This is a genomic window from Paenarthrobacter sp. YAF11_1 (assembly GCF_052113445.1).
Taxonomy (GTDB): Bacteria; Actinomycetota; Actinomycetes; order Actinomycetales; family Micrococcaceae; genus Arthrobacter.
The window spans coordinates 144,834-168,316 of record NZ_JBFRDF010000008.1 but is presented as its reverse complement, the minus strand read 5'-3'; the positions used below and the strand labels follow the sequence as shown (position 1 = coordinate 168,316).

At 64.2% G+C, this 23,483-nt stretch carries 24 protein-coding genes; 15 read left to right on the top strand and 9 right to left on the bottom strand.

The features are described from left to right. Nucleotides 1-26 precede the first annotated feature (26 nt). Nucleotides 27-1,337: a LuxR C-terminal-related transcriptional regulator gene (locus tag AB4Y77_RS14185; RefSeq protein WP_442014392.1), complete on the bottom strand. Its 1,311-nt coding sequence runs from the start codon at nt 1,335-1,337 to the stop codon at nt 27-29. 141 nt (nt 1,338-1,478) lie between these two features. Between AB4Y77_RS14185 and hxlB the strand changes: the two genes are divergently transcribed. Together hxlB and hxlA are read left to right on the top strand one after the other, a co-directional pair. Beyond that, nucleotides 1,479-2,075 carry a 6-phospho-3-hexuloisomerase gene (gene hxlB, locus AB4Y77_RS14180; RefSeq protein ID WP_442014391.1) on the top strand — a complete coding sequence of 199 codons (597 nt, stop codon included), beginning with the start codon at nt 1,479-1,481 and terminating at the stop codon, nt 2,073-2,075. A 93-nt stretch (nt 2,076-2,168) separates the two neighbouring features. Beyond that, complete coding sequence (gene hxlA, locus AB4Y77_RS14175) at nt 2,169-2,792, top strand: 3-hexulose-6-phosphate synthase (protein WP_442014390.1); 624 nt, start codon at nt 2,169-2,171, stop codon at nt 2,790-2,792. Between the two features lie 91 nt (nt 2,793-2,883). Here the strand turns inward: hxlA and ilvD are convergent, their stop codons facing one another. Further along, nucleotides 2,884-4,746 carry a dihydroxy-acid dehydratase gene (gene ilvD / locus AB4Y77_RS14170; RefSeq protein ID WP_311211594.1) on the bottom strand — a complete coding sequence of 621 codons (1,863 nt, stop codon included), beginning with the start codon at nt 4,744-4,746 and terminating at the stop codon, nt 2,884-2,886. An 86-nt stretch (nt 4,747-4,832) separates the two neighbouring features. Here ilvD and AB4Y77_RS14165 point away from each other — a divergent pair, with 86 nt between their 5' ends. Continuing rightward, a complete protein-coding gene (locus AB4Y77_RS14165; protein WP_311211595.1) occupies nt 4,833-5,660 on the top strand; it encodes a helix-turn-helix transcriptional regulator in 828 nt (275 codons plus the stop codon). An 84-nt stretch (nt 5,661-5,744) separates the two neighbouring features. Here AB4Y77_RS14165 and AB4Y77_RS14160 read toward each other — a convergent pair whose 3' ends face one another. Next, complete coding sequence (locus AB4Y77_RS14160) at nt 5,745-6,347, bottom strand: TetR/AcrR family transcriptional regulator C-terminal domain-containing protein (protein WP_442014389.1); 603 nt, start codon at nt 6,345-6,347, stop codon at nt 5,745-5,747. Between the two features lie 65 nt (nt 6,348-6,412). On the opposite strand from AB4Y77_RS14160, the gene AB4Y77_RS14155 reads away from it, so the two are divergent. Beyond that, nucleotides 6,413-7,642: a beta-ketoacyl-[acyl-carrier-protein] synthase family protein gene (locus AB4Y77_RS14155; RefSeq protein WP_442014388.1), complete on the top strand. Its 1,230-nt coding sequence runs from the start codon at nt 6,413-6,415 to the stop codon at nt 7,640-7,642. Between the two features lie 87 nt (nt 7,643-7,729). Further along, the gene (locus AB4Y77_RS14150) at nt 7,730-8,611 is read left to right on the top strand and encodes an SGNH/GDSL hydrolase family protein (protein WP_442014387.1); all 882 of its coding nucleotides are present in this window, start codon (nt 7,730-7,732) and stop codon (nt 8,609-8,611) included. Nucleotides 8,612-8,701: 90 nt separating this feature from the next. On the opposite strand, the gene AB4Y77_RS14145 is transcribed toward AB4Y77_RS14150, so the two are convergent. Then, the gene (locus tag AB4Y77_RS14145) at nt 8,702-9,823 is read right to left on the bottom strand and encodes an EAL domain-containing protein (protein ID WP_442014386.1); all 1,122 of its coding nucleotides are present in this window, start codon (nt 9,821-9,823) and stop codon (nt 8,702-8,704) included. A 172-nt stretch (nt 9,824-9,995) separates the two neighbouring features. Between AB4Y77_RS14145 and AB4Y77_RS14140 the strand changes: the two genes are divergently transcribed. Beyond that, on the top strand, nt 9,996-10,814 hold the full coding sequence (locus tag AB4Y77_RS14140) for a CPBP family intramembrane glutamic endopeptidase (protein WP_442014385.1): 819 nt from the start codon (nt 9,996-9,998) through the stop codon (nt 10,812-10,814). Here the strand turns inward: AB4Y77_RS14140 and AB4Y77_RS14135 are convergent. Then, entirely contained in the window at nt 10,811-11,419 is a 609-nt protein-coding gene (locus AB4Y77_RS14135; protein WP_442014384.1) for a MarR family winged helix-turn-helix transcriptional regulator, read from the bottom strand. The genes AB4Y77_RS14140 and AB4Y77_RS14135 overlap by 4 nt on opposite strands. A gap of 104 nt (nt 11,420-11,523) precedes the next feature. Between AB4Y77_RS14135 and idi the strand changes: the two genes are divergently transcribed. From idi to AB4Y77_RS14105, 6 genes are read left to right on the top strand one after another with little or no spacing between them, the layout of a single operon-like run. After that, a complete protein-coding gene (gene idi / locus AB4Y77_RS14130; protein WP_311211602.1) occupies nt 11,524-12,078 on the top strand; it encodes an isopentenyl-diphosphate Delta-isomerase in 555 nt (184 codons plus the stop codon). Continuing rightward, nucleotides 12,075-13,175, top strand: coding sequence for a polyprenyl synthetase family protein (locus tag AB4Y77_RS14125; RefSeq protein ID WP_442014383.1), 1,101 nt, complete (start codon nt 12,075-12,077; stop codon nt 13,173-13,175). The genes idi and AB4Y77_RS14125 overlap by 4 nt, the downstream gene beginning before the upstream one ends. Beyond that, complete coding sequence (locus tag AB4Y77_RS14120) at nt 13,172-14,092, top strand: phytoene/squalene synthase family protein (RefSeq protein ID WP_442014382.1); 921 nt, start codon at nt 13,172-13,174, stop codon at nt 14,090-14,092. Before AB4Y77_RS14125 ends, AB4Y77_RS14120 begins: the two co-directional genes overlap by 4 nt. Next, nucleotides 14,089-15,741 carry a phytoene desaturase family protein gene (crtI, locus tag AB4Y77_RS14115; RefSeq protein ID WP_442014381.1) on the top strand — a complete coding sequence of 551 codons (1,653 nt, stop codon included), beginning with the start codon at nt 14,089-14,091 and terminating at the stop codon, nt 15,739-15,741. Before AB4Y77_RS14120 ends, crtI begins: the two co-directional genes overlap by 4 nt. Beyond that, the gene (locus AB4Y77_RS14110; protein WP_442014380.1) at nt 15,741-16,097 is read left to right on the top strand and encodes a lycopene cyclase domain-containing protein; all 357 of its coding nucleotides are present in this window, start codon (nt 15,741-15,743) and stop codon (nt 16,095-16,097) included. The genes crtI and AB4Y77_RS14110 overlap by 1 nt, the downstream gene beginning before the upstream one ends. Further along, a complete protein-coding gene (locus AB4Y77_RS14105; RefSeq protein ID WP_442014379.1) occupies nt 16,094-17,323 on the top strand; it encodes a prenyltransferase in 1,230 nt (409 codons plus the stop codon). The genes AB4Y77_RS14110 and AB4Y77_RS14105 overlap by 4 nt, the downstream gene beginning before the upstream one ends. Here AB4Y77_RS14105 and AB4Y77_RS14100 read toward each other — a convergent pair. After that, complete coding sequence (locus tag AB4Y77_RS14100; RefSeq protein WP_311211608.1) at nt 17,318-17,866, bottom strand: MarR family winged helix-turn-helix transcriptional regulator; 549 nt, start codon at nt 17,864-17,866, stop codon at nt 17,318-17,320. The two genes, AB4Y77_RS14105 and AB4Y77_RS14100, sit on opposite strands and share 6 nt — an antisense overlap. Nucleotides 17,867-18,000: 134 nt before the next feature. Between AB4Y77_RS14100 and AB4Y77_RS14095 the strand changes: the two genes are divergently transcribed. Then, nucleotides 18,001-18,810 carry a tryptophan-rich sensory protein gene (locus tag AB4Y77_RS14095; protein WP_442014378.1) on the top strand — a complete coding sequence of 270 codons (810 nt, stop codon included), beginning with the start codon at nt 18,001-18,003 and terminating at the stop codon, nt 18,808-18,810. A 118-nt stretch (nt 18,811-18,928) separates the two neighbouring features. Then, on the top strand, nt 18,929-20,407 hold the full coding sequence (locus AB4Y77_RS14090; protein ID WP_442014377.1) for an HNH endonuclease: 1,479 nt from the start codon (nt 18,929-18,931) through the stop codon (nt 20,405-20,407). Nucleotides 20,408-20,450: 43 nt separating this feature from the next. Here AB4Y77_RS14090 and AB4Y77_RS14085 read toward each other — a convergent pair whose 3' ends face one another. Both AB4Y77_RS14085 and AB4Y77_RS14080 read right to left on the bottom strand, forming a co-directional pair. Beyond that, on the bottom strand, nt 20,451-20,786 hold the full coding sequence (locus AB4Y77_RS14085; RefSeq protein WP_442014376.1) for a hypothetical protein: 336 nt from the start codon (nt 20,784-20,786) through the stop codon (nt 20,451-20,453). A 109-nt stretch (nt 20,787-20,895) separates the two neighbouring features. Continuing rightward, a complete protein-coding gene (locus AB4Y77_RS14080; RefSeq protein WP_311211612.1) occupies nt 20,896-21,654 on the bottom strand; it encodes a class I SAM-dependent DNA methyltransferase in 759 nt (252 codons plus the stop codon). A 64-nt stretch (nt 21,655-21,718) separates the two neighbouring features. On the opposite strand from AB4Y77_RS14080, the gene AB4Y77_RS14075 reads away from it, so the two are divergent. Next, nucleotides 21,719-22,246, top strand: a complete 528-nt coding sequence (locus tag AB4Y77_RS14075) for a MarR family winged helix-turn-helix transcriptional regulator (RefSeq protein ID WP_311211613.1) — start codon at nt 21,719-21,721, stop codon at nt 22,244-22,246. Here AB4Y77_RS14075 and AB4Y77_RS14070 read toward each other — a convergent pair. Next, the gene (locus tag AB4Y77_RS14070) at nt 22,185-23,351 is read right to left on the bottom strand and encodes a glycoside hydrolase family 26 protein (protein WP_442014375.1); all 1,167 of its coding nucleotides are present in this window, start codon (nt 23,349-23,351) and stop codon (nt 22,185-22,187) included. The two genes, AB4Y77_RS14075 and AB4Y77_RS14070, sit on opposite strands and share 62 nt — an antisense overlap. Between the last annotated feature and the right edge of the window lie 132 nt (nt 23,352-23,483).

The following is a 23,483-nucleotide window of genomic DNA, read 5'->3' as shown; positions in this document are numbered from 1 at the left end:
GGACCTCGCTTGCGAACTAAATTGCTTTAACGCAACCCGGCCGAGTGCGCCAAGGCAATTGCCTCAGCCCTGGAACGCACATCGAGTTTCCTGAAGAGATTTCGGATGTGGAACTTCACTGTGTTCTCACTGATGTGGAGGGCGCCGGCGATGCTCCGGTTGCGCTGCCCCGCGGTGAGCAGCTGCAGGACCTCCAGCTCGCGGGGTGCCAGATCCCAGACGGCTATATCGCCGCCGGGGGCAGGCGGTGGATCCAGCGGCAGCACCACGGAAATGTCCGCACCCCAGCCTTGCATCACTTCAAGGGACATCCGACCGTCCACGGCCTGCACCCGCTGCTGCAGCCGGGCGATGCTGGGCGAATCCGGCGAGAGGGCGCCCAGACCGTCGTCGCGCACATTGATCAACAGGTTCTCGCCATCGCAATCCCACTGGGCACGGACCCGCCGGACGTCCGGCTGCTCGGCGATGGCCAGGACCAGCCCGCGGACCACGGCACGGGCGGCATGGGCCACTTCGCCGGGGAGTGCACGCCCGCTGGCGGGCGGCTCGATGAACTGAATGTCGATATTACTGAAGTGCATCAGGGGCCGAAGGTCCTCGCGCAGCCGCTCGAAAGCCGTCACTACCGGTTCTTCCACCAGGTCGCTGGTGCGGTCGCTGAGTGTGCGCAGATCCACCAGGGCTTTGACGGCGAGGTCGGTCACGGAGGCGCGCGCCGCGGCGTCGTTCATTGACGTCGACCGCAGGGCCGCGAGCAGCGTTTCGAGCGTGGTGGAGTGCTGGTCGACCAGCTCGGCCGTCACACGGATCCGCTCAGCGGATGCGGCCCGCGATTCCAAAAGGTACGACGGCGGCGCGTCGGTTACTTTCTCGTGGATGCGTCGAGCGGTTAATCGCCATAGGTAGGTGAGAAGACGGAGAGCCTCCGCTTCTGTTTCCGAGCCTTCCGATCCTTCCTTCCCGGCAGTCACGGACGGGTCGGTCACGGACGGGTCGGTCACGGTCGGGTCCGTCAGGACCAACAGCGCTTGGCTGGGCGCGTAGCCCAGGGCGAGTACCTCCCGCTCATCACCGGCGATGACCGCAGAAGTCCGCCACGGATCCTCACCCGGCATCGCCGACCTCAGCCGGTCCAATTCTGTGATCGAAACACGGCTGACGACGCCTTCATCGCCTGCCTTTTTCTGGGGCCGGCCAGTGCAGTCCTCGGTGAAGATGACCAGGGCGCTGCTTGCCAGGAACGGGAGCGTGGCCTGACGGAGGCTGTCGGCAATGCGATTCAGCGGCGCGGCAGCCAGGTCGCTGACGGAGTGAAGGAGGTCCCAGTTCTGCATCGGCCCAGCATACGTGCCAGCGAAGAGCGAGCACTACCCAAAAGGGTGGGAAAAGCCGTCACAAAACAGCGTTTCCCCCACCCACAAGCTGCACCAAGCTGGAAGGGAAGACATATTTCAACGGCAACTGAAGGAGAGAGCGTGGACGCTGTCGCAGAAAACGCCGCCCTGAGCCAAGCACCAGCACAGGCCGCCCTCAACCTGTCCCTGATCCAGGACGAAATAGTGAGCACTACCAATGCGATCGACGTCGGTCAGTTGGCAGTCCTCGCTGGAAGAATCCACAGGGCGGAACGGGTCTTCCTCGCCGGAGCCGGCCGCAGCGGGCTGGTCCTCCGCATGGCAGCCATGCGCCTCATGCACCTGGGACTGACGGTCCACGTTGCCGGGGACACCACAACACCTGCCATCACCTCCGGCGACCTCCTTGTGGTGGCCTCCGGCTCAGGGACCACCTCCGGCGTGGTCAAGGCGGCCGAAACAGCCAGCGCCGCCGGCGCGGACGTCGCTGCTGTGACCACCAACCCGGGATCGCCCTTGGCTCGCCTGGCCGATGCGTTGGTGATCATTCCCGCCGCGCAGAAGACCGATCACGGCTCCAGCCTTTCCCGCCAGTACTCCGGCAGCCTGTTCGAGCAATCCCTTTTCCTCGCAACCGAGGCAGTGTTCCAAACCCTCTGGGAGAACACCGACGAGCCTGCCGAGCAACTCTGGCTGCGCCACGCCAACCTCGAGTAGCCCGCGCCAAAACCCGCACCACCCCCGAAACCCGCACCACCCGTTTCCAACAAAAAATTCCGAATGAAACCCTCCAACAGAAAGAAGAACACCATGAAACTTCAGGTAGCACTGGATCTCCTCACCGTCGAGGACGCCCTTGAACTGGCCGCCAAAGTGGCCGAGCACGTGGACATCATCGAACTCGGCACGCCCCTGATCAAGGCTGCCGGCCTCTCCGCCGTCACCGCCATCAAGGAAGCCCACCCCACCAAGATCGTCTTCGCCGACATGAAGACCATGGACGCCGGCGAGCTTGAAGCCGACATCGCGTTCAACGCCGGAGCGGACCTGGTTTCCGTGCTGGGCACGGCCGACGACTCCACCATTGCCGGCGCGGTCAAGGCCGCAAAGGCCCACAACAAGGGCATCGTTGTGGACCTGATTGGTGTGGCAGACAAGGTATCCCGCGCCAAGGAAGCCCGCGCGCTGGGAGCCAAGTTCGTTGAGTTCCACGCAGGCCTGGATGAGCAGGCACAGCCTGGATACAACCTGCGCACCCTGCTCAACGCGGGCGAGGAAGCACGCGTCCCGTTCTCAGTGGCCGGCGGCGTGAACGCTGGAACCATTGCAGCAGTACAGCTGGCGGGCGCCGACGTCGCCGTCGCAGGCAGCGCCATCTACAGCGCCGCAGATCCCGAGCTGGCAGCCAAGGAACTGAAGGCAGCCATCAACTAGTTCAGCTCTCTACCGCAAACGTCGACCTGCCCATCCGGGCAGGTCGACGTTGTTGTTGGCGGCGCACCGCCGTCGTACTTCACGGAAGCACTTAGAGGTTCTCCACCAAAGAGACGTCGCGGACGGCGCCCTTGTCCGCCGACAACGCCATAGCTGCGTAGGCGCGCAGCGCGGGAGACACGTGGCGTTCCCGGTCCTTCGGCTTGTAGCCACCGTTGACTTCGAGTTTTTCGCGGCGTTCGGCAAGGATCTCGTCGGATACCTGCAACTGGAGGGAGCGCTGCGTGATGTCGATGCTGATGATGTCGCCGTCCTCCACCAGGGCGATGGCGCCGCCGGAGGCGGCCTCCGGGGAAATGTGCCCGATAGACAGGCCCGAGGTTCCGCCGGAGAAGCGGCCGTCCGTGATGAGGGCGCACTTCTTGCCCAGGCCGCGGCCCTTGAGGAACGAGGTTGGGTAGAGCATTTCCTGCATCCCCGGGCCGCCTCGGGGGCCCTCGTAGCGGATGACCACCACGTCGCCTTCCTTGATGGACTTGTTCAGGATCTTTTCCACCGCTTCGTCCTGTGATTCGCACACAACTGCGGGGCCTTCGAAGATCCAGATGGACTCGTCCACGCCTGCGGTCTTGACCACGGCGCCGTCCAGCGCGACGTTGCCGCGCAGCACAGCCAGTCCGCCGTCCTTGGAAAAAGCGTGTTCCACGGAACGGATGCAGCCGCCCTCGGCATCGGTGTCCAGGGAGGTCCACTGGTTTGACTGCGAGAAAGCGGTGGAGGAGCGGACACCACCGGGGGCCGCGTGCCACAGTGCCTGCGCCTCATCGGTGGCCTTGCCGCCGCGGATGTCCCAGTCGTCCAGCCAACCGTCCAGATCGTTGGAGTGCACGGAGTGGACGTTCTTGTGCAGGAGGCCGCCGCGGTTCAGCTCACCCAGCAGGGCGGGGATGCCGCCGGCGCGGTGCACGTCCTCCATGTAATAGGTCTTGTCCCCAGCGACGTTCGGGGCCACCTTGGCCAGGCACGGCACTTGGCGGGACTTGGCGTCCATTTCGGCCAGGCCGTACTCAACGCCCGCTTCCTGCGCAGCAGCCAGCAGGTGCAGGATGGTGTTGGTGGAGCCGCCCATGGAGATGTCCAGCGCCATGGCGTTATCGAAGGCCTCGGCAGTGGCGATGGAGCGCGGCAGCACGGAGTCGTCGTCGCCGTCGTAATAGCGCTTGACGAGCTCGACGACGGTGGCGCCGGCTTTCTCGTACAGCGCCTTGCGGGCGGTGTGGGTCGCGAGCACGGAGCCGTTGCCCGGAAGGGCCAGGCCGATCGCCTCGGCGAGGCAGTTCATGGAGTTGGCGGTGAACATGCCCGAGCAGGAGCCGCAGGTGGGGCAGGCGTTCTCTTCAATGAGGTTGATGTCTTCATCGGAGATGGACTCGTCCACGGCGTCGGCAATCGCGTTCACCAGGTCCAGGGAGCGCACGGAACCGTCGGTCAGTGTTACCCGACCGGCCTCCATGGGACCGCCGGAGACGAACACTACGGGGATGTTCAGGCGCAGGGCGGCCATGAGCATGCCCGGGGTGATCTTGTCGCAGTTGGAGATGCAGACCAGAGCATCGGCGCAGTGTGCGTTGACCATGTACTCAACGGAGTCGGCGATCAGGTCGCGGGACGGCAGGGAGTACAGCATGCCGGAGTGGCCCATGGCGATGCCGTCATCCACGGCGATGGTGTTGAATTCGCGCGGCACAGCGCCCGCGGCGAGGATCGCGTCGGAGACGATCCTGCCCACCGGGGCCAGGTGGGTGTGGCCGGGGACGAATTCGGTGAAGGAGTTGGCCACGGCGATGATCGGCTTGCCGATGTCGGTGTTGGCGACGCCGGAAGCGCGCAGCAGTGCGCGGGCGCCGGCCATGTTGCGGCCGTGGGTAACTGTTCTGGAGCGAAGTGCAGGCATACGTACCATCCTGCTGTTGTTCTACAGCGGGTGGAAGACGGTGCTGCTACTAGTAGTGAAAGTACCAGAGTAATAGTGTTGAGTTCGTGAAAGATGAGAGGCGCAAGGAACTGGGACTCTTCCTCAGGACCCGCCGCAACCAAGCCCTGCGGTCCGACTACGGATTGCCCCCGGTGGGTCGCTCCCGCGAGCGCGGCCTGCGCCGGGAAGAGATCGCCTTCCTTTCCGGAGTCAGCGTCACCTGGTACACCTGGCTGGAGCAGGGCCGTGACATCAGCCCCTCGCGCCAGGTGCTGGAAGCGGTGGCCCGCACACTGCATTTGTCCGATACCGGGATGAGCTACGTGCTGTCCCTGGGCGGCTACTCCTCCGCTCCACCGGCCGGTCCGGTCGCCGCGGACGCTCCCGCCCACGTGCAGCGCCTCCTGGACGCGCTGGATCCCAACCCTTCCTACGCGCTGTCACCCGACTGGGGCATTGCCGGCTGGAACCGCGCTTACGAGGCGCTCTATCCCAACATCGGCACGTTCGACGCCTCTGACCGGAACCTGCTGTGGCTCGTCTTCACCGACCCCTATATCCGTGACCTGCTCCCGGACTGGGACGTCACGAGCAAACGCTTTTTGGCTGAATTCAGGGCCGAGACAGGACAACGACTCGGTGATCCCGATGTGGAGTACCAGGTGGAACGACTCAAGGAGGCCAGCCCCGAATTCCAGGAAAGCTGGGACCGGTACGACATCCTGGGCTTCGAATCCCGCGAGCGCCAGTTCCACCACCCTGCTGTTGGCGTGCTGCATCTGGAACACCACCAGGTCTCTCCTTCGGACCGGCCGGACCTGCACATCGTGGTCTACACGCCCGCGCCCGGGAGCGACGCCGGGCAGCAGATGCAGCGGTTGATGAAGCCCTAGGGACGGCGCCCGCGAACTACACTCTGAGGCAGGCGTCCGCACACCTCGATTCCGCAAACACACCGCCCTTCCCGGCCCCCGCACTCACGCGCGAACAGTCAAGGTGCCGGCCAGGTCCACGTCGCTGCCGGATCCCGTGACGCCGGCCTGCGACAGGAGGGTGGCTCCGAAGGCTGCGCTCCAGAAGGTCCTGGTTTCCACCGGCACGGGCCGTTCCACTTCCCATTGCCGTTGCTTCAGAAGGCGGACCAAGTAACGCTCGGACTGCCGGAAGAGCAGATTCAGATGCTGATCCACCACCGAAGCCAGGGCCGGCCGGGACGTTCCCACCGCCAGGGCACGCACCACCAGCGGCATTGACGGGAGCATCAGCGCCGTGCGGGCCATGTTCCTTCGAAATGACTCAGGGTTCCGCGCGCTGTGGCCGATCGCCTCAACACGCTCCGCATCGTGGAGGAGTGACAGGAAAGCTGCATGGATGAACAGCGAGTCTTTGGAACCAAAGTAGTAGGTCACTTGGTTTGGGAATACTCCGGCATCTGCAGCAATCGCGGCCACACTCACCTCACCCGAAGAGTTGGCCAGATAGAGCTTTACCGCGCTGTCCAGAATCCGGCCCCTGGTCGAGTGTCCCCGGGCCTGCGACGGGCCTCCCGGCTGTCGTTTCCCCTTGCTCCCTGTAACCATGCAAGAAATTGTACTTCATACAACTATCGAGTTATCTTGTATGCCATACAAGAAAAGGAGTTGTCTTGAAGGTACGAGATATCGCTGTGACAGGAATAGGTGCCACCACGCCCTTGGGAGGCACCGCCGACACCATGTGGGCCGCCCTCCTTGAGGGCCGTTCAGGGGTGCGGGATGTCGAGCCGGATATGTTGCGGGGCAGCGGGCTCCCCGTCACCATCGCCGCGCCCATGGCCGTCGACCCAGCCACCGGACTTGACGCCGTCGAAGCCAAAAGATTGGACCGGGTTCAGCAAGCCGCCCTGGTTGCCGCGGCAGAAGCCTGGGCAGACGCCGGCTCGCCCCGGGTTGACGGCACTCGGCTGGCCGTGGCGGTAGGAACGGGCGTGGGCGGAATCGGCACGCTGCTCCGGGAGGACGACACCTTGGAGAACCGCGGTCAGCGCCGCGTTTCCCCGCGGGCAGTGCCGATGCTCATGGCCAACGGCCCCGCCGCGGCTGTCAGCATCCGCTACGGCGCCAAGGCCGGCTCGTACACTCCGGTCTCGGCGTGCTCCTCGGGCGCCGAAGCAATCGCCCTGGCCGCCAGATTGATCCGTTCCGGCGAGGCCGATGTGGTCATTGCCGGGGGCGCTGAAGCGGCAATTACGCCCTTCACCGTCGCCGCTTTCCTGCAAACGAGGGCGCTCTCAACACTCAAGGAGGACCCCGCCTCTGCATCGCGCCCGTTTGCCTCGGACCGCGATGGCTTCGTCCTGGGCGAGGGCGCAGGCATCATGGTGCTGGAAAGTGCCGAGCACGCCACAGCCCGCGGCGCCACTGTCCATGCCGTGCTGCGCGGCGTGGGCATCGCTTCGGACGCCTTCCACATGACGGCACCAGCGGACGACGGCGAAGGCCAGATCACCGCCATCACCAAAGCCCTCGGCGACGCCGGGATGAGCCCGGCTGACGTGGGCCACGTCAACGCCCACGCAACCGGCACCACCTTGGGGGACCTGGCGGAAGCAAAAGCCATTAAGGCCATCTTCGGCGACACCATTCCGGTGACTGCCCCCAAGGCCTCCCTGGGCCACCTTTTCGGTGCCGCCGGCGCCGTCGAAGCCATCATCGCGGCCCGCAGCGTTGCAGAGGAAGTCATCCCACCTACCCGCAACCTTCACCCGGGAAACGTGGACTCCGCGATCGGGCTTGACCTTGTCACCGAACAACGCCGCGGAACGCCTCCCGCAGCACTCTCCAACTCCTTCGGATTCGGCGGCCAGAATGTCAGCCTGATATTCAGCAAGAACTGAGCTTGCCCGGCACCCCCCAGGCAACTCCTTGCAGGCCAAGCCAGTCCAGCCATGGCGCCGCGGGTCCGGCAGGCGCACTATGGGGAGATGAACGCCCAAAGTGCCAACGGATGGGGGCAGGGTGGTTCCGGTAGCTTCGGGGCCGGCCTGCACCCGTGGAGCCGTTATGTGGCCTTGGGCGACTCCTTCACCGAAGGTTTGGGCGATCCCGAGCCACGGAGCCCCGGCGGTCTCCGAGGCTGGGCAGACCGGGTTGCGGAAGAGCTAAGCACCGGCCACGAGGATTTCGCCTACGCCAACCTGGCCATCAGTGGACGGTTGCTCCATGAAATCATGGAGGAGCAAGTGGGCCCGGCACTGGACCTCAAACCAGATCTGATCACGCTCAATGCCGGCGGCAACGACCTGCTCTTTCACCGGAGCGATCCCGATAGATTGGCCCTCGAACTGGACACCGGCGTGGAAACGCTGGCCTCCACCGGTGCCACCATCCTGCTGTTCACCGGGCCGGACTGGGGCGCCACCCCGGTGCTGGGGTTGGCACGTGGCAAGGTGGCCATCTACAACGAGAACATCCGGGTAGTGGCGGCCCGCCATGGCGCCGTGGTGGCCGATCTCTGGGGTTTGCGCCAGCTCACCGATCCCCGGATGTGGGATCCTGACCGGCTCCATTTTTCGCCGTTGGGCCAGCACACCATCGCCATCATGGTCCTCAACACTCTCAACGTTCCCCATTCCCTTGAGCCGTTAACGCCCAAACCCCTGCCCGAGCGCAGCTGGCGGGAGGCCCGGGCAGGCGACATTGTGTGGGCACGCCATCATCTCTTCCCCTGGGTGGTGCGTCGCCTGACCCAGCGGAACGACGACGACGTCAGGCACCCCAAGCGGCCGGAACCGGGCCCCGTCTTCGGCGCCGGAATGCTTCCCGGAACCTTCGTGGGCAACGATCCGCGGCACATGGCCGACTAGGTCACGGAGCCGACGGAGAACGGACCCGTCAAGAACGACGGCGGCCCTCACCTTAAGGGGTGAGGGCCGCCGTCGAGCATGAGACAGCTGTCAGCCGGCAGGCTGGGCTTCTGTTTGTGCGCGGATGCTCCACGCCGACCAGTCCAGCGGGTGAACCGAGGGGCGTCCGAGGAGGTATCCCTGGGCTGCGGTGATCTGCAGCGCCGTGACTTCCTCGAGTTCTTCGGCCGTCTCAATGCCTACCGCAATGACTTCGGCCCCGATCTCCCTGGCGAGCTCAACGATCGCCCTTGCCCGGATCCTTTGGCCTTCGCTGCTTTCGATGCCTTCAATCAGGTGGCGGTCCAGCTTGATGATGTCCGGGCGCAGTTGCTCCACCCGCTCCAAGGCTACCAACGCCGCCCCGGAGGCGCTGATGGCAAGCCGCAAACCCAAAGCGCGCAGGGGTCCGAGTCCGTCGCGGCCGGTTTGGCCTCCAACGTCGGCCAGGCTGCCAGTGAGTTCAACAATGATCCGGTCCGGCGCGAGTGCCGCAGCGGCCAGCAGGTTCCGGACCCTGGGGTCGCTGGAAGTTACGGGGGTGAGGTTAAGGGCAACGGACATGGTTTCCGGGACGTCGTGCGCCGCGGTGAGAGCGCAGTGGAGGGCAGCGATCTCCAACTCGGTTCCCAACCCTGCGGCAGCAGCCTCGCTGAACCAGACATCGGCGCCGGCGCCGTCTTCACCCACGAACCGGGTGAGCGCTTCAACGCCTACGACCTCGCCGGTGGGCAGTGCATGGACGGGCTGGAAGGCCGTCAGCAGGAGTTTGTCCGCCAGGACGGACTGGATTCCTTCCCGGACTTCGTGGCTGACGGGAACCGACACGGTCCGCGCTGCGTCAACGGATTCGAGGTGCACGCTGGCGGATTCGAGGTGAACCGGCACTGCGGATGCCGGAGCGGCATCTTTGCGGGTTTCCTGCAGGTGCTCCAACAGGGCGCGCTGAGGGTCCTCGGGATGCGCCTCCAACAACGCACCGAGCTTGGCTCTGGCGGCTTCGCTGCGCGGCTCGGTATCGGCAAGGATGGATTCGATGATGTCCTTCACTTGCTCGCGCAGGGTCGCCTCAGCAGGCGCTGACGTTTCAGCGCGCGGTGACGCGTTGGTGCCATCCTGGCGTGCGGCATCCGCACGGCCATCCGGTGAAAGAGAGCCCTCTTCTTGAGCCATCGGCTATTCCTTTATATGTATCCCCCGCTGGCAAAGCCAGACAACAACTCGACCGACCCATCTGTGGGCCCTGTCACGAATAATACAGAAGAACACTTCACCGTTGTGCCGATGCGCTTTTCCGGGCGCCCAAAACCGTGTCGGCCGGCTGCCGGCCTGAGATGCTTAGGGGGTGACGCCCCTTTCAACGGAAGCACCCCGAACAGCGATCAGCTGGAAACTGGTACCGGCGGCGCTGCTTTCCCTGTCCGGCATTCCCCTCTTTGCGGTGGGAAATGAACTGCTGGGCTACGGCTTGCTGCTGGCCAGTGTTGTCACCGCCGCTTTTATTGACAGCCGGCTGATGAGGCACCTCGCGCTGATCGCGGCAGGCATGACCATCTTCAGTCTGGTACCGCTCAACGCGGACCTCAGCACGGAGCACATGGCCATCATGGGTGGGGCGCTCGCGCTGGCAGTGCTGGTGCCGTGGCTGGTCTCCCGCTTTGTGTATCGGGAAGACATCATCAAGTTCCCCGTCAACACAGGCCGAAAATGGCCTCTGGCAGCGAAGCTGTACTTGATAGGCGTCGTTGCGTTGGGCTATTTCATCCTGCCGGTCTACCTGATCAGCACCGGCGTCTACCAAAACTGGCCCGACGCCTCCGACCCCGACATCTTCTGGCGGCTCTTCCTGGGCGTTAATGCCGTAGGAATCTGGGACGAACTGTTCTTCATTTGCACCACGTTCACTCTGCTGCGGCAACACTTCCCGGACTGGCTGGCCAACCTCCTGCAAGCCGTGGTCTTCTCCTCATTCCTGTGGGAAATCGGATATCAGTCCTGGGGTCCTTTGCTGACGTTCCCGTTCGCCTTGCTGCAGGGGTACACCTTCAAACTGACCAAGTCGTTCACCTACGTGGTGTCCGTGCACCTGCTCTTCGACTTCGTGTTGTTCCTGGCACTGGTCCACGCCCACAACCGGGATTGGCTGCCGATCTTCCTGTACTAGCGCTGATCCGCTGCAGAGGAGCCCGCAGAACCTGCCCACACCTCTTCGGAGACCTCGATCTCCTGCGCCATGTCATCCAGGAAGCGCATTACGGTGTCCCGTTCATCAGGAGTGAGCCTGGCTGCCGCCAGGAACCGCTTGGCTTGCTGCCGTCCCACCGTCCGCGTCGCGGCCTCGTGCGTTTCGGGGGTGATGGCGATCGCGAGCGCCCTGCGGTCGGAAGGGTGGGCGCGTCGCGTGACATGACCCGCGCGTTCCAGCCGGTCGAGCAGCTTGGTGGTTGACGCCGTCGAGATGTTAAGGCGGGAGGCTATTGCACCGGGGGTGGCAATGACGCCATGGTTGGCGCAGACAATCAAATAGTGCAGGGCACGCATGTCTGATTGGTTGAGCTTCATGTACCTCAAGGAGGCATCGGCCAGCCGTTGTTCCGCCTCGCGCAGCCGTGCCAGCGCAGCCATGATGTCGCTGATCTGCTGCACGTCGTCGTCGGAAAGACCGGATCGGTCCACTAGTTCTTCATGGGGATCGTTGGCGTCCAGATGATAAATACCGGAGGAAACCGGGGTCCCGGCTTCTTCAGGAATCTCTTCAGGACTGGACATGTTGAGTATGTTACACCTAACTTCCTACATGGTAGCCTTTCTTCTAGCTTGTCTAGCAATATTCAAGTTTCTCTAAGGCACCGGGTGTAGGAGGTAGGCGCAGGATGAACGCGACAGAGATGGTGGTCCTCCTGGACGACGCCGGAGCACCCATCGGGGAGACCGCAAAAGCGGGAGTGCACACACTGGACACGCCCCTACATTTAGCCTTCTCCTGCTATTTGCTCAACGACGCCGGTGAGGTCCTCCTGACCCGCCGCTCACCTGAAAAGAAGACCTGGCCGGGAGTGTGGACCAACAGTTTCTGCGGCCACCCGGCACCAGGCGAAGAGTTCGAGGACGCTGTAATGCGGCGCGCGCAGTTCGAACTCGGGGTGGACGCCAAGAGGATCGAACTGGTCCTCCCGGACTTCCGCTACAGGGCGGTGGACCCCACGGGCATCGTCGAAAATGAGGTCTGCCCGGTGTTCATGGCACGGATCAGCGGCCCCCTGCAGCCGAATCCAGCCGAGGTTGCTGACTGGGCCTGGATCTCCCCGGCCCTGCTCGAGGACGCCTTGGCACACACGCCGTCCGCTTTCAGCCCCTGGCTCGGCCTGCAGTTCCCCCAACTCCTTGAAGCACGGGCATTGCCCTTACACGAGGGAGCCACATCATGACCGTCACCTCAGGATCCCTCCGCAGCCGCACCGACCTCTGCGGCGCCATCGAAAACGAGCTGACCGGGCTGATCGGCAAGAGGGCCAGCGCGGCAACCGCCTACGGCCCCAACTTCGCCAGGCTGTGGGGCTTGGCGGGCCAGAACGTGCTGGGCGGCAAGTTTGTCCGACCCTTGCTGCTCATGGAAACGTACGACGCCCTCCTGCAACGCGGCTCATCACGGCCGGAACAAGAAGGCCCTGGCCAACGCGAAACAGCCATCAGCATCGCCGCCGCCATTGAACTCCTCCACTACGCTTTCCTGCTGCATGATGACGTGATCGACGGCGACCTCGTCCGCCGCGGGCATCCCAACCTCATCGGCTCACTCCTCGCAGAAGCCGGCGAGATCCCCCGTCCGGACGGCGGCCTGCATTGGGCCCAGACCGGCGGAATCCTGATGGGCGACATGCTGCTCGCAGCAACCCACCAAGCATTCGCCCGCGCGGATCTCCCCCACGAACTACGGCTCCGCCTTCTGGACCTGCTGGAACACACCATCAACGAGACGGTGGCCGGCGAACAACTGGACGTGGGGCTGGGGGACGGCGTCATTGCCCCGGACCTCGAGACCATCCTGGTGATGTGTGGGTACAAAACCGCCACCTATACCTTCGAATTGCCGCTGCGCGCCGCCGCAGCGCTGGCCGGCGCGGACTTCGCCGTCGAGACTGCACTGGCAACCGCCGGCCGGCATCTTGGCCTGGCCTTCCAGCTCCAGGACGACCTCCTGTCCACGTTCGGGGATCCGCGCCGCCACGGCAAGGATCCTTTTTCGGACCTGCGCGAAGGCAAGGAAACCGCCATCATCGCCCACGCGCGGACCACCAGCACGTGGCCGCACATCGCGCCCCTCTTCGGCAGGCCCGGACTCAACGGCGAGGAAGGCGAGCACGTCCGCCGCCACCTCACCGAGTGCGGAGCAGAAGCATTTGTCCAGAGCCTCATCGAGGAACAGATGGCGGCCTTCAACCATCAGCTCACAAGCACCATTCCGTTGGAAGCACGCAACGTACTGCTTGACCTTGCAGGGCAGCTGGAAGGACGGCAATCATGAGCGTCGCCACCGATACCTCTTTCACCCATTTCACCCGGACGGCCGAGCGGGCCGCCAACCAGGTCATCGCCGCCTATTCCACGTCCTTCGGCCTCGCCTGCCGGCTGCTGGGGTCCCGGCACCGCCAGCACGTCCGCAATATCTACGCCCTGGTGCGGGTGGCGGACGAGCTCGTGGATGGCGTCACCGCGGAAGCCGGCCTCAGCTACCAGGAACAGTGCGACGCCCTGGCACACTTCATCGATGAAACCCACCGCGCGGTCAAGCTCGGCTACAGCAGCGATCTCATTATTCATGCCTTTGCCCAGACTGCCAGGACGGCGGGGATTGATGAGACCCTCATCGATCCCTTCTTCGCTTCCATGCGGACGGACCTCGGCGAGCGCACGTCAGCAGGCACTTCTGCGCAGCAGCCGGCTCCACTCCGATTCGACGCGGATGCCCACGACGGCTACGTGCATGGTTCCGCTGAGGTGGTGGGGCTGATGTGCCTGCGCGTCTTCATGCGGGATGAAAACATCGACGACGGCGACGCCGCAGCCTTGCAGTATGGCGCCAGCAGGTTGGGCGCTGCTTTCCAGAACATCAACTTCCTCCGCGACCTGGCGGACGATACCTCCCGGTTGGGCCGCAACTACCTCGGCACCTCGGACCACCTCGAGGAGCATGACCGGGTGGAGTGGGTCATGACCGTCCGGGCCCAGCTGGCCGACGCCAACGCCGTCATTCCGATGCTGCCCCGCGATGCCAGGGCCGCTGTCCGGAGCGCGTCGGCGCTGTTCCAGGCCCTCACGGACAGGATCGAACAGACCACGGTGGACGAGCTGTATCGCTCAAGGGTCCGTGTACCTGACGCCGTGAAAGCCGGTCTCGCCGCACGCGCCGTCGCCTCAACCTGGATGGAGCTGCACCGATGACGCGGACTGTAGTGATCGGCGGTGGCATTGCTGGGCTTGCCACCGCCGCACTCCTTGCCCACGAAGGCCACGAGGTCCAACTCCTTGAGCAGCGCGACCGGGTGGGTGGCCGCGCCGGCAGCTTGGAACGGGACGGCTTCCGCTGGGATACCGGTCCTTCCTGGTACCTGATGCCCGGCGTCTTCGACCACTTCTTCAAGCTGCTCGGCACCAGCGCGGCGGAACAGCTGGACCTGATGACGCTCAGTCCGGCGTACCGCATCTTCAGCGAGCCAAACCACGACGGCGTGCGGCCGGACCCGCTGACAGTCCCGCTGGGCAGCGACCAGGTTCTGGAAACCTTCGAGGGCGTGGAGCCCGGCAGCGCCAGGGAACTCACCTCCTATCTCGCGTCCGCGCGTCACACCACGGACATGGCTGAGCGGTTCTTCCTCTACAACCCGTTCACCAGGCTGCAAGGGCTGCTTCATCCGGAAGTACTGCGGAGCCTGCCCAAACTCGCGCAACTGCTCCTGACACCGCTGGACAAGTACGTGTCCCAACGGTTCCAGCACCCCGTGCTCCGGCAGGTCCTGGGATACCCGGCGGTGTTCCTTGGCACCAATCCTTCCGATGCTCCCGCCATGTACCACTTGATGAGTGCCCTGGACCTGGGCGACGGCGTCCAGTATCCGATCGGCGGATTCTGGGAGCTCGTGAGGCGGCTTGAATCACTGGCGGTGGATGCCGGCGTCAGGATCCATACCGGTGCCGAAGCCTTGAAGATCACCACCCGCGAGGCACCCCGGACCAGGAAGGTGGGCCGCTTCGATGGCGTCAAACTCCCTCCTGCCCTGTCCGGGAAGGATGGCCGCGAAGTCACCGGGGTCAAGTGGCGGGACACCTCGGGCACGGAGCACTACAGCGTTGCGGATCTGGTGGTCTCCGGCGCCGATCTGCACCACACCGAAACCCAACTGCTGGGCGTCAGGGACCGGAGCTACAACAACAAGTACTGGCAGAGCCGCACCAGCGGACCCGGCGCCGTCCTGGTGATGCTGGGCGTCAAAGGTTCCCTGCCGGAACTTCCCCACCATTCCTTGTTCTTCACCAGGGATTGGGAGGCGAATTTCGCAGCCATCTTTGGTGCGGAGACCAGCATTCCGGACCCTGCTTCCATCTATGTCTGCAAACCCAGCGCCACCGACACCGGGGTTGCCCCACAAGGGCACGAGAATCTCTTTGTCCTGGTTCCCGTCCCGGCCGATCCGCAGCTTGGAGCAGGCGGCCCCGACGGCAGCGGCGATGTCCTCATCGAGCGGACCGCCGATGCAGCCATCGACCAGATCGCACAGTGGGCCAACATCCCGGACCTCCGCGACCGCGTGGTGGTCAGGCACACCATCGGACCCGCCGACTTCGCTGATGAGTACAACTCCTGGCGCGGCGGCATGCTGGGGCCGGCGCACACGCTGGGACAGAGTGCCATGTTCAGGGCACAGAATGCCTCGAAGCGTGTCCAGGGCCTCTACTACGCCGGCGCCACCACAGCCCCCGGTGTAGGAGTGCCCATGTGCCTCATCAGTGCCGAGCTGGTCTTGAAACGAATCCGCGGCGATCACAGTGCCGGCCCTACCACTGTGAGGCCCGTAGCTAGCAGGATTGGCTGATGGGTGTCCTCTACTTGGTGTCGTTGCTGCTGGGCATCATCTGCATGCTCCTGCTCGACCACCGCTTCCGGTTGTTCTTCTGGCGCGACGCTAAAGCAGCGGCGGTCGTCACCGCCGTCGGAGTCCTGTTCCTTCTCGCCTGGGACCTGGCCGGGATCGGTTTGGGAATCTTCCTCCGAGGTGAAGGCACCATCGCCACGGGACTGCTGATTGGCCCGGAGCTGCCCATCGAGGAACCCGTCTTCCTGCTTTTCCTGGTGTTGTGCACCATGGTCCTCTACACGGGCGCCCGGCGGCTGCTCGGCTGGAGCACGGCCGCTCGCAGTGGGAATCAGCGGGAGCGGGAGAACGCATGACGTACTTGTGGCTCGCGCTCGCGTTCATCACCGCAGCAGTGATCGCCGGCGTGGTCTTCGCCCGGCAAGGCGCCCATCCCGGGGAGGCGCGCAAGCACTGGAAAGCTGTGGGCCTCGCTTTTGCCGCGCTGGCTGTCCTGACCGCGGTGTTCGACTCCGTCATGATCGGGATGGAACTCTTCCACTACGACCCTTCGCACATCCTCGGCATCAAAGCAGGGCTCGCCCCGATCGAGGACTTTGCGTACCCCTTGGCAGGTGTCGTGGCGCTTCCCGGGCTGTGGCTGTGGCTGACGCGCAAACGGGAATCCAACCCCAGCACCAAAGGTCCTGGAACCCTCAAAGGCCCCACTCCTCTCAAAGGCTTGGTCCCGCAAGCCGTCCTCGCGTCCCGCCCCGTCAGCTGGATCAACACCGCCTACCCGTTCGCGGCGGCAATGCTGCTCACTTCCCGCGAGATCGACTGGGTCCTGGTGGTGGGCACCTTCTACTTCCTCATCCCCTACAACCTGGCCATGTACGGGATCAACGACGTCTTCGATTACGAATCCGACCTGAAAAACCCCCGCAAGGGCGGCATGGAGGGTGCACTCCTCCAGCCCCACCTGCACCGCCCCATGCTGTGGCTTGCGGCCATCACCAACGTGCCGTTCCTGCTGGTGTTGGCGTTTGCGGGCGGACCCGCCGCATGGATCAGCCTGACCGTGAGCGCCTTCGCTGTGGTTGCTTACTCCGTCGCGGGGCTTCGCTTCAAGGAACGCCCGGTCTTGGACTCGTTGACGTCCAGTACGCACTTCGTCAGTCCCGCCGTCGTCGGGTTGGCGCTGGCCGGTGCGGAGGTGACGCCCGGCCTGGTGATCCTGCTGGCGGCCTTCTTCCTCTGGGGCATGGCCGCGCACGCCTTTGGCGCCGTCCAGGACATCGAACCCGACCGGCAGGCCGGCATCGGCTCCATAGCAACAGTGTTCGGTGCCCGCCGAACGGTGAGGCTCGCCGTCGTGCTCTGGCTTGTTGCCGGTCTCGCGATGCTCGCCACGCCGTGGCCCGGGCCGCTCGCGGCAATCATCGCCGTCCCGTATATCGCCAACTGCGCGCCTTGGTGGAACGTGACGGATACGACGGCGGCGCGCACCAATGTGGCGTGGCGGCGGTTTATCTGGCTCAACTATGGGTCAGGATTCCTGGTGACGCTCATCTTTATCCTGCAGTGGAGCCTCACGTCATGACAGGGTTGGTTTCCCAGCGTGGTCAGCCTCTTCTGGATCTCCAGGCTCTTCATCGATGGTGTCCAAAGCCTCCCGCATGTGCTGCAGGAAGTTCACCACAATTTGCGACTCGTCCGGGTTCAAGGCGCACGCCGCATCCAGCATCCGTCGGTGCATTCCGCCCAAGGTGTGCCGTACTTCCTGGTCCGAGCCCGGCGTCGCCTTCAGGATCAGGGCACGCCGGTCCGTCGGATGGGGTTCACGCCGAATATGGCCGGACTCCACCAAACGGTCGATCAGGGTGGTCATGGACGCCGACGTTATCCCCAATTTGTCGCCAAGATCCTTCGGCTTCATCACCGTGCCCGAGGCCTCGGCTTCGAACAGATACCGGAGGGCCAGCAGATCCTTCTCACCCATTCCCATGGACGAGCGGGTCCGGCGGCGCATCGCCTGCTCGGAGGCGCGGTAATCCCGCAGGGCATTCAGCACATCGATCGCAATGGCCTTCTGACCTGGATCTTTGCCGTACCAATAGCCCTTTGCGTGGCCTTCCGAGTCCATCCAATGTTCCTTTGATAAACGTAAAGCTTGTCTTGCTAGCAATTTGATAGTAAGTCACGGACCTCATGAAATGCATGACACCGCACATCCGCCCGCACATCCACACTCGTCCCACAAGGAAAGAGGCTCTGCACATGGCAACACTAAGCTCGGACCTCGCCCGGCAGATCACGGTCACCGTGAGCTTGGTGATCTGCATCGTTGGCTCGATGATCGGCGTCGGGGTCTTCGGCGGAACCCCGATCGCCCAGGCAGCAGGCGGTGCACTGGCCGCCGACTCCACGCTCCTCGCCCCCGCAACGCCGGCCTTCTCCATCTGGTCCGTGGTGTATACCGGACTGGTTGCCTACACGGTGTGGCAGTGGTTGCCGTCCCAACGGGCCCATCCGCGGCAGCGCTCCCTCGGCTGGATCGTGGCCGTGTCCATGGTCCTGAACGCCGCGTGGATCGTGTCCGTCCAGGCTGGCTGGCTCTTTGTCAGTGTGCTGGTGATCCTGGCCCTGCTGGTGTCCCTTGTCCTGGCGTTCCTGCGGTACAGCCAGAGCCGTGCCATCTCATGGGTTGAGGCTGTTGTGGTGGACGGGACTTTGGGGTTGTACCTCGGCTGGACCAGCGTGGCCGTGTGCGCCAACATTGCCGCCGCTTTGAAGGCTTCCGGCTTCTCAGGCTTGGGGTTGCGGCCCGAAGTCTGGTCAGTGGCTGTGTTGGTAGTGGTGGCCGTTGTCGGCATCGCACTGGCCATCAAAGGACACGGCCGCCTCGCCCTCGCAGCCGCCATCGCGTGGGGTCTGGCGTGGATCACTGTTGGCCGCAGCGCCGATTCACCCGAGTCATTTCCGACGGCGGTTGCGGCGGCTGTCGCTGCAGCGCTGGTTCTCGGCGCAGCGATCGCGGTGCGGGCACGGGTGGTGCTGGCTGGGGCCGGGGCTTCCGGGAGCCGGTAAACCCTGCCCCACTGCGAGCGCAGCCGCCGGTCCAGGCGATACCGGATACTGTGCGCGGTTTTCCACATAGGCGAAATGGGGTCTGATATCCGATTCTCCCGACTGGAAGAGTTGGGACATGGAGCAGATTCGGACCAGTCAGGCGGGCAAGGCGATGCCCTTACCGGCCGATGCCTCGATGCCCTGGGAGTCGGCTCAGCCCGGTTCTACGTTGGCGGGCCTCGCCGCCGTTATTGGTTCCTTGCCCGCGAGCACCAGCCGTAGCGGGCTGGTCAATGAGATTCGCGCCTTGGAAGACCTGAAATCCGCGATCACTGCCCGTCAGGCCAGGGCCGCTGTCGCGTTGGATCTGGCTCAGCGCCGGGAGCAGGCCGAAGCAGGTGTTCCCACGGCAGAGCAAGGCCGCGGTGTCGCCGCTCAGGTGGCCCTCGCGCGGCGCGAATCGCCGAACCGTGGATCCCGGCTGCTCGGACTTGCGAGGGCGCTTGTCACCGAGATGCCGCACACCATGGTCGCCCTCGAAACAGGTCAGCTCAACGAATGGCGTGCCACCCTGCTGGTCAAGGAAACTGCGTGCCTCAGCGTTGAAGACCGCGCCGCCGTTGATGAAGAGCTGGCACCTGACACGGGCACGTTCGACGGGTCCGGGGACAGGATAATCATCGCGGCCGCGAAGGCCGCAGCCTACCGGCGCGATCCACGCTCGGCGGCCCAGCGGGCCAGTCACGCGGCCGCAGAACGCAGGGTCAGTCTTCGCCCGGCTCCGGACACCATGACAATCCTCACCGCTCTGCTTCCCGTGGCTCAAGGTGTCGCCGCCTACGCTGCCCTTAGCCGGCACGCAGATTCAGCCCGCTCGACCAGCGACGGCCGAAACCGTGGACAGATCATGGCCGACACCTTGGTAGAACGGCTCACTGGAACACCTGGCGGGGTCGCAGGGGTCGACCTCCAACTCGTCATGACCGACCGCACGCTCTTCCAAGGCGACAGCGAACCGGCCCGAATCCAGGGATACGGAATCGTCCCCGCTGAATGGGCCAGAGTTCTCTTGGCCGACGGGCCCACCGAGCCTGCGCATGCATCGCCCGCCAATTCCACGGCTGAGAGCCCGAGCCAACAAGATGCGGAAACCAAGGAGCGCCAAGAATTCCGGGTGATGATCCGGCGGCTTTACACCGCTCCGGGACGCGGCGAACTCCTGACCATGGACTCCAAAGCGAGGATCTTCCCCCAGCGATTACGTCGCTTCATCGAGACCCGGGACGACACCTGCCGAACCCCGTATTGCGATGCGCCTATCAGGCATCTCGACCACGTGGTCCCATGGCACAACGGCGGGACCACCACCCTCAACAACGGCGCGGGGCTATGCGAGGCATGCAATCACACCAAGGAAATCCCTGGTTGGAGCGCCAGTGTGCCGCATGGCCAAACGCACACCATGGAAGTCCGAACCCCTACCGGGCACAGCTACCGGTCCAAACCGCCACGTCTGCCTGGGCACGAGGACGCTACGTCACCCGCGCCGCCAGTCAGGCCACCCGCAACTGAACGTCCCCGGGAGCCACAACTGCAGCAGGCCCGGCAGACGTAATCCACAGCGGCGCCCATAGTCCACACCCGCGTCGCAACAGCTGCTATGCGGGGCAAGCATCCTTCAATGCTTGAACGGACTCGGCTGGTACTTGGTCACCTGCGTCGGCGATCTGGCGGAGGGGCGTAGTGATATCGGAGGGGACGCCTGCGGCATCGGCGGCTGTCACCAGGCCAGCGAGTACCTGCTTGTCTTCGACGCCCACCAAGCCATCCTGGACAACGGCGCAGATTTGCTTGGTCACTTCGTCGGCAGCGGCGGTGGCGACCTTTGATGCGGCCTCACTTGCAGCGTTTCCGGCGGCTTCCTCCACGGCTCCGCAGCCTACGAGCAGCAGCAGGACGGGGACGGCGGACAGGACTGCAAGTCGACGGGTCATGAGTCCAGCCTAGCAATCGACCAGCAGAGCCGAGCTTTTCGTACGACGACTCTCTGGGCCGGGTGGTGGCCGACTCTACCCCTATCAGCTGTCCCGCTACTTATTCAGGTCATCTGGCGTTCGTGAGCCGATATACCGACACGTGGCTGCGGGACTCAGCGGTGAATTCGCTGCGGTCCCAGTCGGCCCACCTGTGTTCCAGCTCGAATCCAGCAATGCGTGCCATGAGGTCGAGTTCACTCGGCCAGATGTACCGGTGTGGTGTCCGCCCGATCCGCGCTTCGCGCCCATCCTCAACGTCGGGGCCGAACTGCACATGGTGCGAGATAACGTGCTGGCGGAGCACGTCATAGGTGTCCACCAAGAGGTATCCGGGCTGGCTCACCTCCACTGTTCCGCCATGCCCGGGCGGCAGTGAACGCAGTTGCGGTACCCAGAGCTCGACGACGAAGCGGCCGCCGGGAGCCAGGTGGCGGGCAGCGTTCTGGAAGCACCGGACTTGTTCGTCCTGGGTCAGGAGGTTGGCGATGGTGTTGAACACCAGAAATGCCAGCGTGTAATGGGAACCTGTTGAAACCTGGGACATATCGCCCTGGACCACGGGAATCCGGTCCTCCCCCACCTTTTCACGCAGGCGGGCGATCATGGCATGGGACAGCTCAATGCCGCTGACTGGCACACCGGCTTCAAGGAGCGGGATGGCCACGCGTCCGGTTCCGATCGCAAACTCGACGGCGGGACCTCCCGACGCGAGTTCCGACAAGACCTCCACAGTGGGGCCAAGCACATCAGGTGAGAACATCCCCACCCCGGGGGTGTCATACTGCTCCGCTGCGTCGTGGTCCCAGAGCTGTTGCTGGTTGATCATCCTGCCACTATTGCAGCCGACGGCCAGGGAGTTGAAGAGGCGCGGCCCCACCTATGCTTGGGGGATGGGAGAAGAGACTGTGGACCACAAGGCCCTGGCCGTCTGCATGATTGATATCTCGTCCGACATTCGCCGCAAGTCACTCAACGAGACAGGACTCCGCCCCATCTCGAATGGTGTGCTGGAAATCCTCCGCGTTGTTGAAGGCCATCCCGGAGTCACCGTCGCCGAAGTGGCGGCCAGGCTCGGTCGGCAGCTGAGCAACGTCAGCTCCCAATTGCGCGAGCTCGTAGCTGCCGGCTTGGTCACGCGTGTCAAGGACGCCTCGGACAAGCGCTACGTTTCCCTCCACCCCACAGACGAGTCCCGGCGGATCAAGTCACTCCTGGAGGGCGAATGGGCGGAAGCGCTCATTGCCGCGAGCGCCCGCCTGCTCCCGGAGGAACGCGAACAGATCGCGGCCAGCCTTCCGGCGCTTCAGCGGTTGGCTTCGTTCCTTTCAGAACCTGAACACGCGTCCGGGCCCGGCATCACTTCCGGGGCTGGCACGACTCCTCCGGGCCGTAACGGAACCAGTCCGGCAGTGACGTAGTGAAGGCTTCCCGCAGTTCGGGGGTGTTGGTCACGGTCCAGTCCACCCGGCCTTTGACTTCCACCTCGTCTTTGTCCCATTCGAACCAGTTGATCATCTTCAGTTGCGGGAATTCTTGATGTGTTGTGGGGCTGAAGAGCTGGGTCCACCAGGCTTCCTTGATGACATTTTCCGACTCGCCACCAGAGCCCGGTGCGAACAAGGCGGCAGTTTCCGGAATGGCGACCGGTTTGCCATGCTGCGTGCCGTATACGCCGTAGAAGTCGGGAAGCAGGCTGTCATCCCCGTTGGCACCACGATAGTTTCCGGTGAGCTGGTCGGCGAATTTGTTGGCCTCCGGTAGCTCATTTTCGCCCCAAGGGTAGGTGCTGCCCCAGTGATACAGGGACATGCCAACCCAGTCCACAGCCTCGTCTCCCGGGTAGTAGGGGGCGTAAGCGTCATCGTCCATGGTCAGGGCGCCGTCGCCGCTGGTATCCAGTGCCAGAAATTCGGGGGTGCCTGGTTTGGCTTCGAACTCTCCGCCCGCGAAAGGATATCCGCCGCCGTAATTGGGAGCCCACATCATGGCGGAACCCGGCGCGGTGGAGTGCACCGCCTTGGCCAGCGTTTGGAAAGCTTCTTTGTACTTTTGTGGCTGCTGGGACCAGGCGTACCAGGAGCCGTTCATTTCGTGGGCGAACCTGACAACCACGGGTACGCCGTCGTCGTTGAATTCGGCGAGGTCTTTCGCCAGAGCCGTTGCCGTTTCTTCAGTCACAGTGGAGAGTCCGTCGTGAGGTTCCAGGGTCAGCAGCATCATGTGCCCGTCGGCTCGAATCTGCTCCACTGCCCGCCGGAGGTCGTCTTCGTCCTTGGCTGTGAGGGGAAACCCTGTGAAGGAGACGCTGACTGCAGGCTTGTGGCCAAGGTCGCTGGCGAAGGCGGCAAGCGGTTTGGAATGCCAGTCCAGGTTCACACCGAACAGGGCACGGGCGTCAGGGGCGAGGGCGGCCCGCGACAGGACTTCGCAGGTTTTCACGTTCGAGCCCGATTGCACTTGCTGCTCCGAGAGGCCGTTCGCGAAGTTCACCCCCGCGATGCCAATCACAGCCAAGCCAATCACGGCAGGGAGCGTAAAGGCCCGCCAAAGCTCAGTCCGATTTGCCTTGCGGGCGTCGCCCCTCTCTTCGGGTTGCTCCCCCACAACAGCCACCGACCCTCTCCGACCTGCAGTTTTGTTCCATCCTAGGTACGC

Excerpts from the sequence above, each read along its gene's own strand:
- AB4Y77_RS14150 (WP_442014387.1), top strand. The coding sequence starts at position 7,730 with ATGAACGCCCAAAGTGCCAACGGATGGGGGCAGGGTGGTTCCGGTAGC.
- AB4Y77_RS14090 (WP_442014377.1), top strand. The coding sequence starts at position 18,929 with ATGGAGCAGATTCGGACCAGTCAGGCGGGCAAGGCGATGCCCTTACCG.
- hxlA (WP_442014390.1), top strand. The coding sequence starts at position 2,169 with ATGAAACTTCAGGTAGCACTGGATCTCCTCACCGTCGAGGACGCCCTT.
- idi (WP_311211602.1), top strand. The coding sequence starts at position 11,524 with ATGAACGCGACAGAGATGGTGGTCCTCCTGGACGACGCCGGAGCACCC.
- AB4Y77_RS14080 (WP_311211612.1), bottom strand. The coding sequence starts at position 21,654 with ATGATCAACCAGCAACAGCTCTGGGACCACGACGCAGCGGAGCAGTAT.
- ilvD (WP_311211594.1), bottom strand. The coding sequence starts at position 4,746 with ATGCCTGCACTTCGCTCCAGAACAGTTACCCACGGCCGCAACATGGCC.
- AB4Y77_RS14105 (WP_442014379.1), top strand. The coding sequence starts at position 16,094 with ATGACGTACTTGTGGCTCGCGCTCGCGTTCATCACCGCAGCAGTGATC.
- AB4Y77_RS14185 (WP_442014392.1), bottom strand. The coding sequence starts at position 1,337 with ATGCAGAACTGGGACCTCCTTCACTCCGTCAGCGACCTGGCTGCCGCG.
- AB4Y77_RS14110 (WP_442014380.1), top strand. The coding sequence starts at position 15,741 with ATGGGTGTCCTCTACTTGGTGTCGTTGCTGCTGGGCATCATCTGCATG.
- AB4Y77_RS14160 (WP_442014389.1), bottom strand. The coding sequence starts at position 6,347 with ATGGTTACAGGGAGCAAGGGGAAACGACAGCCGGGAGGCCCGTCGCAG.
- crtI (WP_442014381.1), top strand. The coding sequence starts at position 14,089 with ATGACGCGGACTGTAGTGATCGGCGGTGGCATTGCTGGGCTTGCCACC.
- AB4Y77_RS14135 (WP_442014384.1), bottom strand. The coding sequence starts at position 11,419 with ATGTCCAGTCCTGAAGAGATTCCTGAAGAAGCCGGGACCCCGGTTTCC.
- AB4Y77_RS14095 (WP_442014378.1), top strand. The coding sequence starts at position 18,001 with ATGGCAACACTAAGCTCGGACCTCGCCCGGCAGATCACGGTCACCGTG.
- AB4Y77_RS14100 (WP_311211608.1), bottom strand. The coding sequence starts at position 17,866 with ATGGACTCGGAAGGCCACGCAAAGGGCTATTGGTACGGCAAAGATCCA.
- AB4Y77_RS14120 (WP_442014382.1), top strand. The coding sequence starts at position 13,172 with ATGAGCGTCGCCACCGATACCTCTTTCACCCATTTCACCCGGACGGCC.
- AB4Y77_RS14125 (WP_442014383.1), top strand. The coding sequence starts at position 12,075 with ATGACCGTCACCTCAGGATCCCTCCGCAGCCGCACCGACCTCTGCGGC.
- AB4Y77_RS14145 (WP_442014386.1), bottom strand. The coding sequence starts at position 9,823 with ATGGCTCAAGAAGAGGGCTCTCTTTCACCGGATGGCCGTGCGGATGCC.
- AB4Y77_RS14085 (WP_442014376.1), bottom strand. The coding sequence starts at position 20,786 with ATGACCCGTCGACTTGCAGTCCTGTCCGCCGTCCCCGTCCTGCTGCTG.
- AB4Y77_RS14075 (WP_311211613.1), top strand. The coding sequence starts at position 21,719 with ATGGGAGAAGAGACTGTGGACCACAAGGCCCTGGCCGTCTGCATGATT.